The following is a 14278-nucleotide window of genomic DNA, read 5'->3' as shown; positions in this document are numbered from 1 at the left end:
TCGTAGGTGGCGGTCGCCAGAGCGCCCCCGGCCGGCCGGTGACGCGGATGAGGGCGGCGGCGAGGCCGGCGTTGGTGCGCGGCTTGACCAGCAGCCCGTCGGCCTTGTCGGTGACCATCTCCTCGGGACCGTGCGAGCCGTTGAAGCCGACGATCGCCGGCCCCCTGGCATCGCCTCCAGGATCGTCGTCATGGGGAGGCCCTCGCGGCGGGGGCCGGGCGGAACCGGGGAGCTGCTGACCGACCTGGACGACGCGGTCGCGGCGACGTTGCTGGCCGCGCCGATCGAACCGCTGCTGAGCGTGCAGATCCGCCACCTCGGCGGCGCCCTGTCCCGTCCGGCCGAGGACGGCGGCGCCTGCGGGCACCTGGCCGAGCCGTACCTGCTGGCCATGTTCGGCCTCACGCCCTCGCCCGAGGCCGCCGGCGCCGTACGGGCCCGCCAGGACGGGATCACCGGCACGCTGGTCCCGCGGACCAGCGGACGCAAGCCCTACACCTCGCTGAGCCCCGGTGAGCGGGCCGCGGCCGCGTTCCCCGGTGACGTGCTGGCCCGGCTGCGCGACGTCAAGCGCTCCCGCGACCCGCACGGCCTCATCCGCGCCAACTATCCGGTGCTGCGCTGACCGGCCGTCCGACCCGCTGTCCGGTATGCCCTTTATGGTGTTTCATGCGCGGTGTGAGCCGTCTGATGTGCGCTGTTCTGGCCGGGAACGCGGGCGGCGACCTAGTGTGGAGCCGTGCAGGGACTACTGCTGCGACTGTCGGCGCTCGACTCCGACGCGGAGAGCGCCGTCCGCGTCATCGCCTATTTCGACGTGCTGGTACGGAACCACGCCGGCGTCCCGGTACTGCTCCAGGCCACCGCGCGCCTGGCGCACTGCCCGGTCGGGCTCGTCGACGCGGTCACCGGCGGGCGGACGCGGGTCGTTCCCGGCGGGGTGCCCGAGCCGTGCGACGAGCCTCCCGGCCCGGCGATCCACCGCCGGCTCGGCTCGGAACTCGGCGCCGTGTGGATGGAACGCGGGGGGACGGCGCACGGCCTCGACGAGATCGTCCTGGAGCGCTTCGCGGGCGCGGCGGAGGTCACCCTGGAGCGGGCCGCCGCCCAGGCCCGGGCAGGCACCGACCCCGCCCTGGTGGAGCTGGTCCTGTCGGCCGACGCCGGCGAGGCCGAGCGGGCACGCGCCCTGCGGCTGCTCGGCTTCGCCCCCGCCGACCCCCTCCAGGTGCTCGCCGTGCTCGCCGACGACGACCGGGAGGGCCGCGACGGGGCCGCCGTGGCCGCCCGGCTGCGGGGCGCCGACCGCCACGTCCGCGCCGCCCGGCTGGGTGACACCGTGGCGCTGCTGGTCGGCCCGGCGATCGACGGGCCCGGCGAACTGCCCCGGACACCGGACACCTGGCGCGTCGGCGTCGGGCCGGAGACGCGCGGAGCCGGGGCCGCCGAATCCTGGGCGGCGGCCCGAACCGCCCTGCGCTTCACCGGCCCGCACCCTGCGGACCGGGTGGTCGACTGGGCCGATCTCGGCGCGCTGGCCCTGTTCGCCACCCACGTGCCGGACGAGGAGATCGCCGCCCTGCCCGACGTGCGAGCCGTCGAGGAGCTCGCACGGCGGCCGTACGGCGCCGAGGCGCTGGAGGCGGTGCGCGCGTTGTGCGCCGAGGGCACGGTGCGCCGGGCCGCCGTCGCCGTGCACCTGCACCACAGCTCGCTGGCCGCGCGCATCGCACGGGCGGAGGCCGTCCTCGGCTTCTCCCTCGCCGACTCCGCGGGCAGGCTCCGGGCTCACCTGGCCATGCGGCTGGTACGCCTGCGTCCCTCCGCCGGCGAAACAGGGCCCGGCGCGGCGCGACCACCTTCCCGGCGGCGGCCAGGCGGCTGATCTCCGCCTCGGGGATCATCGCGTCGAAGCCGTGGAAGGCCGCGGGCGGAGGCGGAGCCCGGTGGGGACGCCCCGACCGCACCGGTCGGTGATTCCGAGGCCGGAAAAGCGGGACGGGCGGAGTGAGCGAGATGGGCAAAAGGGATGCCGGAATTTTCGGTCCTGGAAAAATTCCCTTTACCGGTTCTCCCGAGCATCCCGGCATTTCGGCTTCCCGCGGAGTGGCCGCCGAGGCTCGGCCCGTTAAGGGAAATACGGGAAGACCTTTTAGGGGCCCTTTTGTATTTGACGCGCTTTTATCGGGTCCGGGAATCGGTCACCGGGCCCGGCCGGGTGCGGGCACGCGCCCTGCGGAGCCGCCTCTCGGCCGCCGTGCGCTGAGTCGCGGACTCCTCCCGTTCCAGCCGCTCCCGCGCGTACAGGCGCAGCCAGTCGGCGATCAGGTAGACCGGAGAGGGCCGGGACTCCGCGGTGACGGCGTGGGCCTCGACCAGCTTGTCGGCGACGCCCGCGGCGAGCCGAGCGTCGGAGCCGATCAGCGCCGCCAGGTCGTCGACGGTGAACTCGCCGGTCGGCAGCGCGCCCAGGCGCCGCAGCGAGGCCCACAGGTCGGGCCCGAGGTCGCGCTCGTAGGTGGCCGCGCACGCGCGCATCGACAGGTCGTCCACCGACAGCTCGTCCAGCAGCGAGTGCTCGTCGGCGAGGCGGTCGGCGAACAGGGGGAGCAGGACGTGCCGGGAGGCGGCCAGCCGCGCTCCGGCGATGCGGACGGCGAGGGGCAGGTTGCCGCAGGTGCCGACCACGCTCAGGGCCGCCGTAGGGTCGGCGTCGACGCGCTCCGCGCCGGCGGTCCGCCGCAGCAGCTCTACACCCTCCTCGGGGGTGAAGCCCTCCAGCGCCACGTGGTGCGCCGACTCCAGGGCGCTCAGGCGCCTCCTGCCGGTGATCAGTACTCCGTTGTCGCCGGTGCCGGGCAGCAGGGGCCGTATCTGCGCAGCGGTCGACGCCTCGTCGAGGATGAGCAGGATGCTGCGCTCCGCGAGCCAGGCCCGGCAGGCGGCGACCCGCTCGCCGGCCCGGCGCGGCGGGTCGCCGTCGAAGCCGCAGGTGCGCAGGATCTCGGCCAGCACGTCGGGAATCGAGCGCTCCCGGCCGCCCGCCGTGCGCAGCCGCACGAAGAGCTGTCCGTCGGGGAAGCGCTCGCGAAGCAGGTGGGCGGCGTGCACCGCCAGCGCCGTCTTCCCCGTTCCCGCCGGGCCGGAGATCACCACCGGCGGGCTGTGCCGGCGGGCGCGGAAGACGTCGAGGATGTCCTGGACGGTCTCGCGGCGGCCGGTGAAGTCGGCCAGGTCGCGGGGGAGCTGGCTGAGGTGGGCGATGACGTCATGGCCGTTGCCGGTCGAGGAGCGCGCCCTGAGCAAGGCCGCGCCGTTGCGCCGCGGGCCGCCGACCAGCGTGGCGCCGAGGTGCTGCGGGCCGCCGGAGGGCGGGCTGTCCAGGGACGGGGCGCCCGCGAGGATCGCCCGGTAGAGCCGTTCGAGGACCGGGCTGGGCTGCAGCCCGAGGTCCCTGGCCAGTGTCTGGCGCATGTCCTCGTACTGCGCCAGGGCCTCCGACTGCCGCCCGCAGCGGAACAGCGCGATCATCTGCGTGCTGCGCAGCCGCTCCCTGAGCGGATGGCTCCGGACGTTCTCCTCCAGAGAGTCGATGATGTGGGCATGGTGTCCGAGGATGAGCTGCGCCTCCGCCCAGTCCTCGTAGACCGACATGCGCTCGCTGTGCAGCCGCGAGAGCTCGTCGCTGATCAGCGGCACCTGCGCCATGTCGGGCAGGGGGTCGCCCCGCCAGAGTTTCAGCGCCTCGTGCAGCAGGTCCACCGCCTTGGTGATCTCGCGGTCGCGCAGGTACTGACGGCCCCTGCGTGCCAGGGTTTCGTAGTCCAGGATGTCGAGGTGCTGCGGGCCGAGCCGCAGCTGGTAGCCGGGGGGGCGGTAGGTCAACCGGTCGCGGTTGGCCGTCCCGAGCACGTTCTTGCGCAGCGCGGACACGTAGACCTGGACGTTCTTCAGAGCGGTCCGGGGCGGCTCCTCGCTCCACGCCGCCGTGCTGAGCTGGTCCACCGGCACGATCCTGTTGGCGTGACAGAGCAGCAGGGACAGGAGCACGCGTTGCTTGAAGGGCCCGAGTGGAACCAGACTGCCGTTGCGGCGGGCCTCGAGAGGGCCGAGCACGGCGAAGGTGGTTTCTCCCGCCTCTGCCTCCTCACGCACTGCGGTTGCACCCACGGCGGAATTCTCCATTGACTGGTCAGGCGACTTCGGAAGGCTAATCGGGTTTCGTGAGGCGGCCTCATGGAATTGTCATGATATATGCGCTTTAGTATTAGTAAATGGGTGAATACTGCCTGAATTGGTCAGGTCTGGTTGTCAACCAGGAGCTCGTGAAGCGAGCCGATCAGGCGCAGTCCGGCCTGCCGTCTTTCCGCGGTCCCGCCCGCCAGCGCGGAGACGATGGACACGAGGTCGCCGAACTCGGCTCCGGTGCCGTCCAGGACCCGCCGGGCGTAGCGGTTGCGCTGCACGATCCGCAGCGCCGCCGAGGCCTGCGAGGCGAAGAGCGTCAGCAGTGCCAGCTCGTCGATGCTCGCCCGCGCCTGCGGGTGGGGGTCCAGGACCTCCAGGACCCCCAGCGCCTCGTCGTCGTGGACGAGCGGCACCGCCATGAGCCCGCCCGGCACGTACGCGGTCGACTCGGCGATGTCGCGGGCGAACACGGTGCTCGCCGAGAGGTCGTCGACGATCAGCGCGTCCCTGGCGTTCAGCACCCACCCGGCGATGCCCCGCGTGGCGGGGAAGCGCCGCCCGACGAGCACCTGCTCGCCCTCGCCGGAGACCGCCTCGAAGACGAGGTCCCCGTGCTCCTCGTTCACCAGGAAGATCGAGCTGGCCTTGGCGCCGAAGATCACGCGCGCCGTGTCGACGATCGACTGGAGCAGGAGCCGGTGTTCCCTCTCCGAGCCGGCGACCGCGGCGGAGATGGCCGCGACCATCTCACCGTTCCCTGTCATCGGGCCTCCTCACGTTCTGAGCGGTCAGGTACATGACGGTCTTCACCTGGAAGGGCGTCAGCCCGGGGTGCTTGCTCAGGATCAGCGCGCACCGGGCCGCGACGTGGGGGGTCGCGAAGCTGTTCCCGGTGCACCGGGTGCTCCCGCCGCCGGGCCAGGCCACCTCCACGTCGGATCCGTGGGCGAAGAACTCCACGGGCGGGCGGGGGTTGTAGAGGATCAGGCCGGGATCGTCCTCGGCGTGGCTGCCCACGGAGATCACCGACGAGAACCGCCAGGGGAAGCTCTCCACCGGCAGGTTGTGCGCGGACGCCACGAGCACCGTCCGCCGGAAGTAGGCGAGATCGCCGAGCTCGCGCAGCGGCTCGGCCAGGTGTCTCCTGTTGGTCGACAGGCTCAGGCTCACCACGTCGAACTCCTGCTCGATGGCCCAGCGAAGCCCGGTGACGAGGGCGTCGCCCGTTCCCGAGAACCCCGCTCCCAGCACCTGGACGCTGTGCAGCTCGCACCCGGGCGCGATCGAGCGGATGATCCCGGCGCACGCCGTCCCGTGCCCGCAGCTGTCGGCGCCGTCGCTCTCCCGCACGACGGCCTTGCCGTCCGGGCCCGTCACCACGGCGTGGGTCGCGTGCACCGGGGCGAGCATCGGATGGTCACGGTCGACCCCGCTGTCCACGACGCAGACCCGCACGCCGCGCCCGGTGGCGTCCTGCCACGCCCACTCCGGGGTGACGGCGGCGTTGCCCGCGGCGGACACGGTGATGTCGTCCTCGGCACCGAGCCGCCACGTGAGGTCCGGGGGGGCGGTCATCGCCGCACCGCCGACGCCCAGCCCTTGCCGACCAGGTGTCCTTTGGCCGCGAATTCGGCCGCCGCGCCGCGCGCGGCCGCCCCGCTCTCCTCGTACGCCCCCAGGAGGGCGAGGCTGCGGGCGTTGCCGAGTAGAACGGTGGCGCGGCAGGTGGGGGAGTCGGTGCCGCGGGCCTCGCGCAGGGCCAGGTCCATGAGCTCGCGGGAGGGGGCCCCGGCCCCCCGGGCGGCGAGCACCTCGGCCCGGATCGCGTGCAGCTCGGCCGTGTTCATCGGCGCGTCCCCCGGCGAGCCCTCCAGGGCCGTGCCCGCCCACCGCTCGGCGCCGGCCAGGTCCCCCCGGCGCAGCAGCGTGCCGGCCAGATCGCGTGAGGCGGTGACCAGGAGCTGGGCGTCGCCGAGCGCCTCTGCCCTGGCGCACGCCCGGAGCAGCAGGTCCCCGGCGACGTCCCAGCGTCCGGCCAGCGACTCGACGGCCGCGGAGAAGATCGGCATGAACGCGTCGGCGTACGCGTGCCGCAGGTCGGCGAAGGACCGCTCGGCCGCCGCGAGGGTGGCCCTGGCCTCGTCGAACTTCCCCCGCGTGGCCAGCAGGACCGCCAGCGGGCAGCGGACGACGGCACGTACGGTCCCGCGGTCCCGGCCGTGCGCGGCCAGCAGGTCGCGGCACCGGGAGATGGCGACGGGGGCCGGCTCGGGGCCGAGCCAGAGGGAGGCGGCCATGTTGCCCAGGATCGTCGCGCGTTCCAGCTCGGCGCCGGACCGCACGGCGTACCCCAGGGCGCGCTGCAGCATCCCCCTCGTCTCGGCGAACCTGCCGCGCCCCTGAGCCTCCTGGGCGACCATGGTCCAGGCCCTGGCCAGCCCCAGGTCGTCGCCGGCCGTCTCGAAGACCGGGATGGCCCGGCGCGCGACCTCGAAGGATCCCGCGGGGTCGAAGTGGCTCAGGTAGAGCGAGGCGTGCGCGGCCACCAGCGCGTCCGCGTCGCCCGTCGCGCGTTCCAGCACCTCGGTGAGCAGCAGCCGCCCCCGCTCGACGTCGCCCAGGGTGATCGCGGTCTCCGCGACCCGCCCGCTGATCTGCGGCCAGCCGGGATGGGCGGGCCCCAGCAGCTCCGCACCCCTGCTGAGCAGCTTCTCCGCCCTGGACAGGTCACTCCTGCGCAGCGCGAGGGTGCCCGCCCCCGACAGCCGGGCCGCGGCCGCGCCGCTCAGCCGCACGGTGTGGTCGTCGGGCGGGCCCAGGTCGGCGCGGTGCCGGTAGGCCCGCTCCAGGTGCGTGCCGACGGCCTCGTCCCCGGCCTCTCCCACGGCCAGCCAATCGGCGAATCTCTCGTGCAGCTCGGCCCGCCGGCGCTTGGCCATGCCGCCGTACACGACCTCCTGGATGAGGCCGCTGGCGAACCGGAACGTCGCCTCCGTGCGGTGCTCGACGAAGGACTTGCGCCCGAGCTCCTCCAGCAGCTCGTCCGGCTCGTCGGCTCCCGAGACGGCCCGCAACTCCTCGACGCTGAACTCCCTGCCGACCACGGTGGCGCACTCCAGCATCGCCCTGGCGTCGGGCCCGAGCCTGTCGACGCGGGCCGCGATGAGCGCGTGCACGGTCAGGGGCAGGCCGTGCGGCTCCCCGCCGTCGCCGAGCATGGCCACGAGCTGCTCCAGGTACAGGGGATTGCCCTCGGCGCGCTCGGCGATCCGCTCCAGCAGGGTGCCGTCGTGTGCCGTCACCTCGGCCAGCTGGGAGACCAGGAGCCGGGAGTCGGCCGGTCCGAGCCGGGGCAGGGCCAGCCGGGAGGCGGGCTGCCAGTCCGGCATGCGGTCGAACAGGTCGGAGCGGGCCACGCACAGCACCATCATCGCGGTGTCACGCAGCTCCTCGGCGAGGTCGCCGAGCATGTCGAAGACCGGGCCGTCCGCCCACTGCACGTCGTCCAGCACGATCAGCACGTATGTGGAACGCCCCAGGCTTTCCAGGACGCTGCGCAGGGCCCAGGAGGTCTCCTGCGGGGAGGGATTGGGGGTGCCGTCCTTCAGAAGGCCGTCGCGGAGCACGGCCAGGGCCTCGGGGTCGGGCGTGCCCACCGTCACCAGCTCGCGCACCGCGTCGGCCACCCCGAGCAGCGTGCCGCCCGCGCCGTACGGGCGGCAGCGGCCGGAACCGACGAGGACGCCCCGCTGCCCCGCGCGCTCGGCCCACAGCCGCGCCAGCCGGGTCTTCCCCACCCCGGCCTCGCCGTGCAGGGTCACGATGCGGCAGTGACGCCGGCTGATGATCCCGTCGAGGATGCCGTCCAGCTCGTGCAGCGGCTCCCTCCTGTCGACGAACGGGATGTCGAACCGCCGGATCGCCGCCGGGTCGTCGGAGCGCATCGAGTCCAGCCGCCAGGAGACGACCGGACGCCGCTTGCCGCGCAGCTCCAGGGGCCCGACCGCGACGCCCACCGCGGAGGGGCCCACCAGGCGCCACGTCTCGGGCCCGAGCAGGATCTCTCCCGGCCCGGCGAGCTGCTGGAGCCGGGCGGCGGCGTTCACCGTCTCGCCCGCGACGAGCGCCTGATCGCCGTGGGCGTGACCCGAGGTGACGACCTCGCCGGTGTTGACGCCGATGCGGGCCCTGAGGCGGATCCCCAGGTCGCGTTCGAGGTCGTCGTTGAGCCGTTCGAGCGCCGCCTGCATGTCCACCGCCGCTCGGGCGGCGCGCAGCGCGTCGTCCTCGTGCAGCTCCGGGACGCCGAAGACGGCCATGACGGCGTCGCCGATGAACTTCTCCACGGTGCCGCCGTGCCAGGCGAGCTGGTCGCGCATGATCGTGAAGTAGCGGATCAGGACCGCGCGGAGCGACTCGGGGTCCAGGTGCTCGCTCAGCGCGGTGGACTCGGCCAGGTCGCAGAAGACCACCGTGACGATCTTGCGCGCCTCCGCCGCCGGCGCGATGAGGCGCGTGCCGCACGACGGGCAGAACCGGGGCGGCCCCGGCGTCTCGGCCAGGCAGGAAGGGCATCGCATGATCGTCCCCGATCAGAACAGGAGTCCGCCGACGATGTGGGCCTCGACCTCGGGGGCGCTGTCCCTCAGCCGCTCGTGGATGGAGGCCAGGAGAGCGACCTCGGCCTCGCTCAGCGCGAGGACGACCTCGCGCTGCTCAGGGCTGACGAGAGTGAGGTCGATCCCCGCGCGGGCCAGTTCGTGAACAGGGTCAAAAGTCATGGTCCCTCTCAGGGTGGCCGAGTGACACGAGGTCGTCGTAGGGAGGGCATCCGTACCGCCTGGCGAACCCCGTGCCGCCGCCGGCCAGCTGCAGGTCGCGGACCTGCCGCTCCATGAAGGCGGCGGCGGGCGTCGGGGCGGGGGGCGGCACGTCCAGCTTCCGGCAGGTCTCGCAGTACCCCCGCTCCGGCGGGGCGCCGGCCAGCCAGAGCGGACCGTACGTTCTCAGGGCGCGCAGCACGCCGGACTCCAGGCAGCGCCGCCTGACCGTGCCCCAGTCGTCGGTGCCCGCGTGTCCCAGGCGCAGGTGACGGGGGACGGGACGGTGGTCGACGACGTCCTGGTTGCAGCACGCGGTGATCGTCCCGTCGAACCCGACGGTCGGCCAGGCGGCCATCGCGCACGGCAGCGCGCTCCCGGCGGTTGCGGTTCCGGCGGGCGGGCCGGCTTCCGGGGCCGTCACCGCTCCGGCGGCCCCGGCGGGCGCCGTGCGCGAGGCGGTCCCGGCCGGTGGGCCGGGCACGGCCTCGCTCCCCGTCGCCGTGGGGAGCGAGGACAGCGAGGGTATGGCGAGCGCGGCGGTGCGGGCCCGGCCGACGGGCCCCACCCGGCCCACCAGCATCGGCACCCGGTCGCCGAACTCCCGCCGGATCGCCGCGGTGACGTCGCGCAGGTAGGGGTCGCCCGGCCCGGTCCCCGTGACGTGGAAGCTGAGGTCCTTGCCCCGCGCCAGCAGCGCCCGCATGACCGCGAAGACGCTCTCCCGGGGCACCTGCTCCTCGTGGAAGGCGTCCAGGCTGGCGGAGAAGTGGTCGGCCGCGTCGATCGCCGCGTCGATCGCGGGAGGGATCCGGACCGCCTCGCCGGAGGCGGGGGGCACCCGGGGGGCGAAGAACATGCCCGACAGGATCATCGTGCGGGCACCGCCGCGGGCGGCGGTCTCGGCCAGCGAACGGGCCAGGCGGGGCCGGAGCAGCGGCTCGCCCCCGGTGAGCATGACCAGCCGAGGCCCGTCCCCCGGCGCGAACGTCCCGGCGAAGCGCTGGAAGATCTTCCCGGGGTGTTCCTCGGAGGCGGGCAGCGAGCCGGTCGAGCAGTGGCGGCAGCGCAGCGGGCACCGCCGCGTGATCGCCATGAGCACCGCGGCGGCGGGTACGGGGCGCAGCGCCAGGATGTCCATCAGGTGCACGAGAGCACCTCGGCGGGCTCGCCGGCCAGCTCGCGCAGCAGCTCGGCCGCCGCGCGCACGGTGTGCAGGGCGCTGGTCCCGACGGCGTCCTGCCGCTCCCGCACCGCCGGCAGGCCGTCGAGCATCCGGTCGAGGTCCTCACGGTGCCCGGGGTCCAGCGCGGCGTGCCGCCACAGCGTGCGGAACGCCGCCCGGGGGTGTCCCGTACTCCGCTCGATGTGTTCGAGCAGCGCGGGGGAGGGGGCCTCGCCCTCGAGCACCGCGATGTACCCGAGCAGGGCGACGGGGTGGTGGTGCAGCACCCAGTAGTACTGGGCCCCGACGAGCCCGGCCACCGACGGGGGCGGCGTGCCGCGCAGCGCGTCCTCCGCAGAGGGGTCGATCAGCGCCAGGTCCTCCAGCAGCCAGTCGTCGTGGCCGGCCTCCTCCTCCGCGTGCCGGTCCAGATATCCGGCCAGCTCCGTCTCGCCCAGCTCCGCGGACCTGGCCGCCGCGACCCGCAACAGCGGCACCGACGCCCTGATGACCATGTGCATCGCGCACAGGTAGTCGCGGTAGCGCCGTCGCGGGTCGGGAGCCCGCCACAGCGAGCTCCCCGCGCTCCGGAGCGCCGGACCGGTCAGGTCGATCTTCGCCCGCAAGGTGATGCTGGGTGTCATCGGATACCTCCAGCGCGGAGACCCCGGACTTCAGGCCAGAGAGGAAACGCGCCACTGTGCTGCACAGGGCCGAAATCGAATACACGCCCACAGTCACCTGATCTTGCGGCAGAGTATGAGGCGCGGCGCAGATCGTGAAGCGGGCGTTCAGGTTCCGCTTCTGCCCGACGAACGAGCAGGTGGCGGAGCTGTCTCGCACGTTCGGCTGCGTCCGCCTGGTTTACAACAAAGCCCTCGAAGACCGCACCCGCGCTTACATGCTGGAAGGCCGGAAGGTCTCCTATGCGCAGTCGTCGGCCGCGCTGACAGCGTGGAAGAAGACCAAGGAATTCCTCTTTCTGAACGAGGTGTCGTCGGTCCCGTTGCAACAGGCGCTGCGGCACCTGCAGGCGGCGTTCGCGAACTTCTTCGCCAAGCGCGCGAGGTATCCGACGTTCAAGTCCCGCAAGAAGTCCCGGCACAGCGCCGAGTACACCCGCTCGGCGTTCACCTACCGGGATGGTCGGCTCACGCTGGCGAAGATGGACGATCCACTGAACATCGTGTGGTCGCGTCCCCTTCCCGAGGGGGCGCATCCATCCACGGTGACGGTGACCAAGGGCGCGGCGGACCGCTGGTTCGTCTCCATCCTCTGCGAGGACACGATCCGGCCGCTCACCCCGACGACCGGCACGGTTGGCGTTGACGCGGGGATCACGGCGTTGGTGACGCTCTCCACCGGAGAGAAGATCGCCAATCCTCGGCATGAGCGATCCGACCGGCGCAAACTCGCCAGGGCTCAGCGCAACCTCGCCCGCAAGGAGAAGGGCTCGGCCAACCGCGCCAAGGCCAAACTCGCGGTCGCCCGCGTTCATGCCCGCATCAGTGATCGCCGCCGCGACCATCTGCACAAGGTCACCACGCGTCTCGTCCGTGAGAACCAAGCGGTCGTGATCGAAGACCTCGCCGTGCGCAACCTGGTGAGGAACCACAGCCTGGCCCGCGCCATCTCGGATGCCTCCTGGCGCCAGATGCGCACCATGCTGGAGTACAAAGCAGCCTGGTACGGGCGGGAGCTGGTCGTCGTCGACCGCTGGTTTCCCTCGTCGAAGCTGTGCTCGGCGTGCGGCACCATCCAGCAGTCCATGCCGTTGGGCGTCCGGGACTGGGTGTGCGCCTGCGGCGCCATCCACGACCGGGACGTCAACGCTGCGAAGAACATCCTCGCCGCCGGGCTGGCGGAGAGGTGAAACGCCTGTGGAGCTGGTGTAAGACCTCACAGAGTCCTCTCTGGCGGGCGACCGGCGATGAAGCAGGAACTCTCACGGGCGATCGTGGGAATCCCCCTCGTTTGCAAGAGGGAGGAAGTCAACGAGCTCCCGTCGTCTGAACGAAGTGTCGGCTCGGCCGGTTGGATAACGGTTGGAACCCGGTATGGAAATGCCTGATATCCACCCTGGACAGGGGTGGCGCGACGTCTCAAACCGGATTCCAACCATCGTCAAGGCGCGCCTTAACCGGGCGCTCCCACACTGGGCGCCACGTGCCGAAGAGGGAGCCGGACATGGCGGACGTCGCGGTCGAGACCAGCGAACTGCGCAAGACCTACGTGAGCTCGTCCAGGGTGACCGAGGCGGTGGCCGGACTCACCCTGCGGGTGCGAAGGGGCGAGCTGTTCGGCCTCCTCGGGCCCAACGGGGCGGGAAAGACGACGACGATCGGGATGCTCACCACCAGGATCGCCCCGACGGGCGGCGCGGCCAGGGTGGCGGGCGCGGACGTGGTGCGCGACCCCATCGCGGTCAAGCGCTGCATCGGTGTCGTGGCCCAGTACAACAACCTCGACCGGCAGCTCACCGCGGGCGAGAACCTGGAGTTCCGCGGCCGCTACGCCGGGCTGCCCGCGCGGGAGGCCAGGCGGCGGGCGGCCGAACTGCTGGAGCGGTTCGGCCTGGGCTCCCGCGCCGGGTCCAAGGTCACCGAGATGTCGGGCGGCCAGGCGCAGCGCATCATGATCGCGCGGGCGCTGATGCACCGGCCGGACATCCTCTTCCTCGACGAGCCCACCTCGGGCCTGGACCCCCAGACCCGGGTGAACCTCTGGGACATCCTGCGGGAGATCCGCGACGGGGGCCAGACGGTCGTCCTGTCGACCCACTACATGGAGGAGGCCGAGGAGCTCTGCGACAGGGTCGCGATCGTCGACCACGGGACGGTCCTGGCCTGCGGGACGCTCTCCGAGCTCAAGACGTCCACCAGCCTGCGGACCGTGCTGACCCTGACCTACGACGGCGACCCGGAGAAGATCGTCGCGCAGGCCGGGCGGCTGGCGGGCGTCGCGGGCGCCGAGGTCGCCGACAACCGGCTGCGCGTCTTCACCCCGGCCCCGGAGGGCGTTCTGGCCCTCCTGGTGAGCATGGGCCAGGACGCCGGGCTGGCGCTGGCCGACGTCCGGGTCGTCCGGCCCAGCCTCGAAACCGTGTTCCTCGCCCTGACCGGGCGGGAGTACCGGGATTGACCGCCTCCTCGCGGAAGACCTTCCGAACCACCCGAACTACGCGGCCACCGCGCCGCGGTTCCGCCCCGGGGCCAAGGCCCGGGGTCTCCACGCTCAAGGAGATTCGATGACGGCATCGACCATCGCGCCCCCGGCCGCGCCCCCGGCCGCGTCACGCCACTACGCGCGCACCTTCGGCGCGCTGCTCGCCCGCGACCTGCGGGTGCTGCGGCGGGACCTGCGCTCCTTCATGGCCCGAACCGTGGTACAGCCCGTCCTGTTCATCTTCGTCTTCGCCGTGGTCCTGCCGCGGATCGGGTACGGGGCGGGCCAGGGGCTCTCCGCGGACGGGCGCGCGGAGACGTTCGCCACGATCCTGGTCCCCGGCCTGGTCGCCTCGGGCATCGTGCTCCAGGGCATCTTCGCCGTGACGACCCCGCTGGTCATGGAGCTCTCGTACACCAAGGAGATCGACGACAGGGCGCTGGCCCCGATCCCCGTCTGGGTCGTCGGCGTCGAGAAGATCGTCGCGGGCGCGATCCAGGGAATGATCGCGGCGGTGGTGGTCTTCCTCGCGGTGCTTTTCGTGCACGCGCCGGGAGAGGCCCCGAACATCGACTTCGGGCGCTGGCCGCTGCTGGTCGCGGTCCTGGTGCTGTCGTCCCTCCTCACGGCCTGCATCGGCCTGCTCATCGGCACGCTGCTCCCGCCCCAGCAGCTCAGCACCCTGTTCGCGATCTTCATCGTCCCGCTCATGATGCTCGGCTGCGTGTACTATCCCTGGGCGGCCCTGGAGGCGATCCCGTGGCTGCAGACGGCCGTCCTGGCGAACCCGCTCGTCTACGTGAGCGAGGCGCTGCGCGGCGCGCTGAGTCCCGCCGTCCCGCACATGCCCGAGGTGGTCGCCCTGGCCGTCCTCGCCGCGGGAACGCTCACCACGGGGGCGCTGTCGCTGCGGTCGTTCTCCCGGCGTCTGGTGGCCTAG

At 72.8% G+C, this 14278-nt stretch carries 11 protein-coding genes and 1 pseudogene; 5 read left to right on the top strand and 7 right to left on the bottom strand.

What is annotated here, in order from left to right; all coding sequences use genetic code 11:
• The first annotated feature begins 130 nt into the window (after positions 1–130).
• Together ACTOQ3_RS36305 and ACTOQ3_RS36300 are read left to right on the top strand one after the other, a co-directional pair.
• Positions 131–625 carry a hypothetical protein gene (locus ACTOQ3_RS36305; RefSeq protein ID WP_440088019.1) on the top strand — a complete coding sequence of 165 codons (495 nt, stop codon included), beginning with the start codon at positions 131–133 and terminating at the stop codon, positions 623–625.
• 114 nt (positions 626–739) lie between these two features.
• Complete coding sequence (locus ACTOQ3_RS36300; protein WP_440088018.1) at positions 740–1885, top strand: helix-turn-helix domain-containing protein; 1146 nt, start codon at positions 740–742, stop codon at positions 1883–1885.
• A gap of 296 nt (positions 1886–2181) precedes the next feature.
• Here ACTOQ3_RS36300 and ACTOQ3_RS36295 read toward each other — a convergent pair whose 3' ends face one another.
• From ACTOQ3_RS36295 to ACTOQ3_RS36265, 7 genes are all read right to left on the bottom strand, one after another.
• Complete coding sequence (locus ACTOQ3_RS36295; protein ID WP_440088017.1) at positions 2182–4170, bottom strand: BTAD domain-containing putative transcriptional regulator; 1989 nt, start codon at positions 4168–4170, stop codon at positions 2182–2184.
• 128 nt (positions 4171–4298) lie between these two features.
• On the bottom strand, positions 4299–4952 hold the full coding sequence (locus ACTOQ3_RS36290; protein WP_440088016.1) for a GAF domain-containing protein: 654 nt from the start codon (positions 4950–4952) through the stop codon (positions 4299–4301).
• Positions 4936–5763: a S8 family peptidase gene (locus ACTOQ3_RS36285; protein ID WP_440088014.1), complete on the bottom strand. Its 828-nt coding sequence runs from the start codon at positions 5761–5763 to the stop codon at positions 4936–4938. Before ACTOQ3_RS36285 ends, ACTOQ3_RS36290 begins: the two co-directional genes overlap by 17 nt.
• A complete protein-coding gene (locus ACTOQ3_RS36280) occupies positions 5760–8768 on the bottom strand; it encodes an ATP-binding protein (RefSeq protein WP_440088012.1) in 3009 nt (1002 codons plus the stop codon). Before ACTOQ3_RS36280 ends, ACTOQ3_RS36285 begins: the two co-directional genes overlap by 4 nt.
• A gap of 12 nt (positions 8769–8780) precedes the next feature.
• The gene (locus ACTOQ3_RS36275) at positions 8781–8969 is read right to left on the bottom strand and encodes an aroma-sacti cluster domain-containing protein (protein WP_440088010.1); all 189 of its coding nucleotides are present in this window, start codon (positions 8967–8969) and stop codon (positions 8781–8783) included.
• Complete coding sequence (locus ACTOQ3_RS36270) at positions 8959–10149, bottom strand: radical SAM protein (protein ID WP_440088095.1); 1191 nt, start codon at positions 10147–10149, stop codon at positions 8959–8961. Before ACTOQ3_RS36270 ends, ACTOQ3_RS36275 begins: the two co-directional genes overlap by 11 nt.
• Entirely contained in the window at positions 10149–10817 is a 669-nt protein-coding gene (locus ACTOQ3_RS36265; RefSeq protein ID WP_440088009.1) for an iron-containing redox enzyme family protein, read from the bottom strand. The genes ACTOQ3_RS36270 and ACTOQ3_RS36265 overlap by 1 nt, the downstream gene beginning before the upstream one ends.
• Positions 10818–10951: 134 nt before the next feature.
• Here ACTOQ3_RS36265 and ACTOQ3_RS36260 point away from each other — a divergent pair.
• The 3 genes and pseudogenes from ACTOQ3_RS36260 to ACTOQ3_RS36250 all read left to right on the top strand — a co-directional run.
• Positions 10952–12115 (top strand): annotated as a pseudogene (locus ACTOQ3_RS36260) (RNA-guided endonuclease InsQ/TnpB family protein); the annotation flags it as partial.
• 245 nt (positions 12116–12360) lie between these two features.
• On the top strand, positions 12361–13314 hold the full coding sequence (locus ACTOQ3_RS36255) for an ABC transporter ATP-binding protein (RefSeq protein WP_440088007.1): 954 nt from the start codon (positions 12361–12363) through the stop codon (positions 13312–13314).
• A gap of 106 nt (positions 13315–13420) precedes the next feature.
• Positions 13421–14278 carry an ABC transporter permease gene (locus tag ACTOQ3_RS36250; protein WP_440088006.1) on the top strand — a complete coding sequence of 286 codons (858 nt, stop codon included), beginning with the start codon at positions 13421–13423 and terminating at the stop codon, positions 14276–14278.

The sequence above is a fragment of the Streptosporangium sp. LJ11 genome (assembly GCF_051918945.1).
GTDB lineage: Bacteria > Actinomycetota > Actinomycetes > Streptosporangiales > Streptosporangiaceae > Streptosporangium.
The sequence above is the reverse complement of the archived record's forward strand: the minus strand, read 5'-3'. Positions and strand labels throughout refer to the sequence as shown.

What these genes read in the sequence shown, in the direction of transcription:
- ACTOQ3_RS36290 (WP_440088016.1), bottom strand. Translation starts at nt 4,952, where the DNA reads ATGACAGGGAACGGTGAGATGGTCGCGGCCATCTCCGCCGCGGTCGCC.
- ACTOQ3_RS36285 (WP_440088014.1), bottom strand. Translation starts at nt 5,763, where the DNA reads ATGACCGCCCCCCCGGACCTCACGTGGCGGCTCGGTGCCGAGGACGAC.
- ACTOQ3_RS36280 (WP_440088012.1), bottom strand. Translation starts at nt 8,768, where the DNA reads ATGCGATGCCCTTCCTGCCTGGCCGAGACGCCGGGGCCGCCCCGGTTC.
- ACTOQ3_RS36275 (WP_440088010.1), bottom strand. Translation starts at nt 8,969, where the DNA reads ATGACTTTTGACCCTGTTCACGAACTGGCCCGCGCGGGGATCGACCTC.
- ACTOQ3_RS36270 (WP_440088095.1), bottom strand. Translation starts at nt 10,149, where the DNA reads ATGGACATCCTGGCGCTGCGCCCCGTACCCGCCGCCGCGGTGCTCATG.
- ACTOQ3_RS36265 (WP_440088009.1), bottom strand. Translation starts at nt 10,817, where the DNA reads ATGACACCCAGCATCACCTTGCGGGCGAAGATCGACCTGACCGGTCCG.
- ACTOQ3_RS36255 (WP_440088007.1), top strand. Translation starts at nt 12,361, where the DNA reads ATGGCGGACGTCGCGGTCGAGACCAGCGAACTGCGCAAGACCTACGTG.
- ACTOQ3_RS36250 (WP_440088006.1), top strand. Translation starts at nt 13,421, where the DNA reads ATGACGGCATCGACCATCGCGCCCCCGGCCGCGCCCCCGGCCGCGTCA.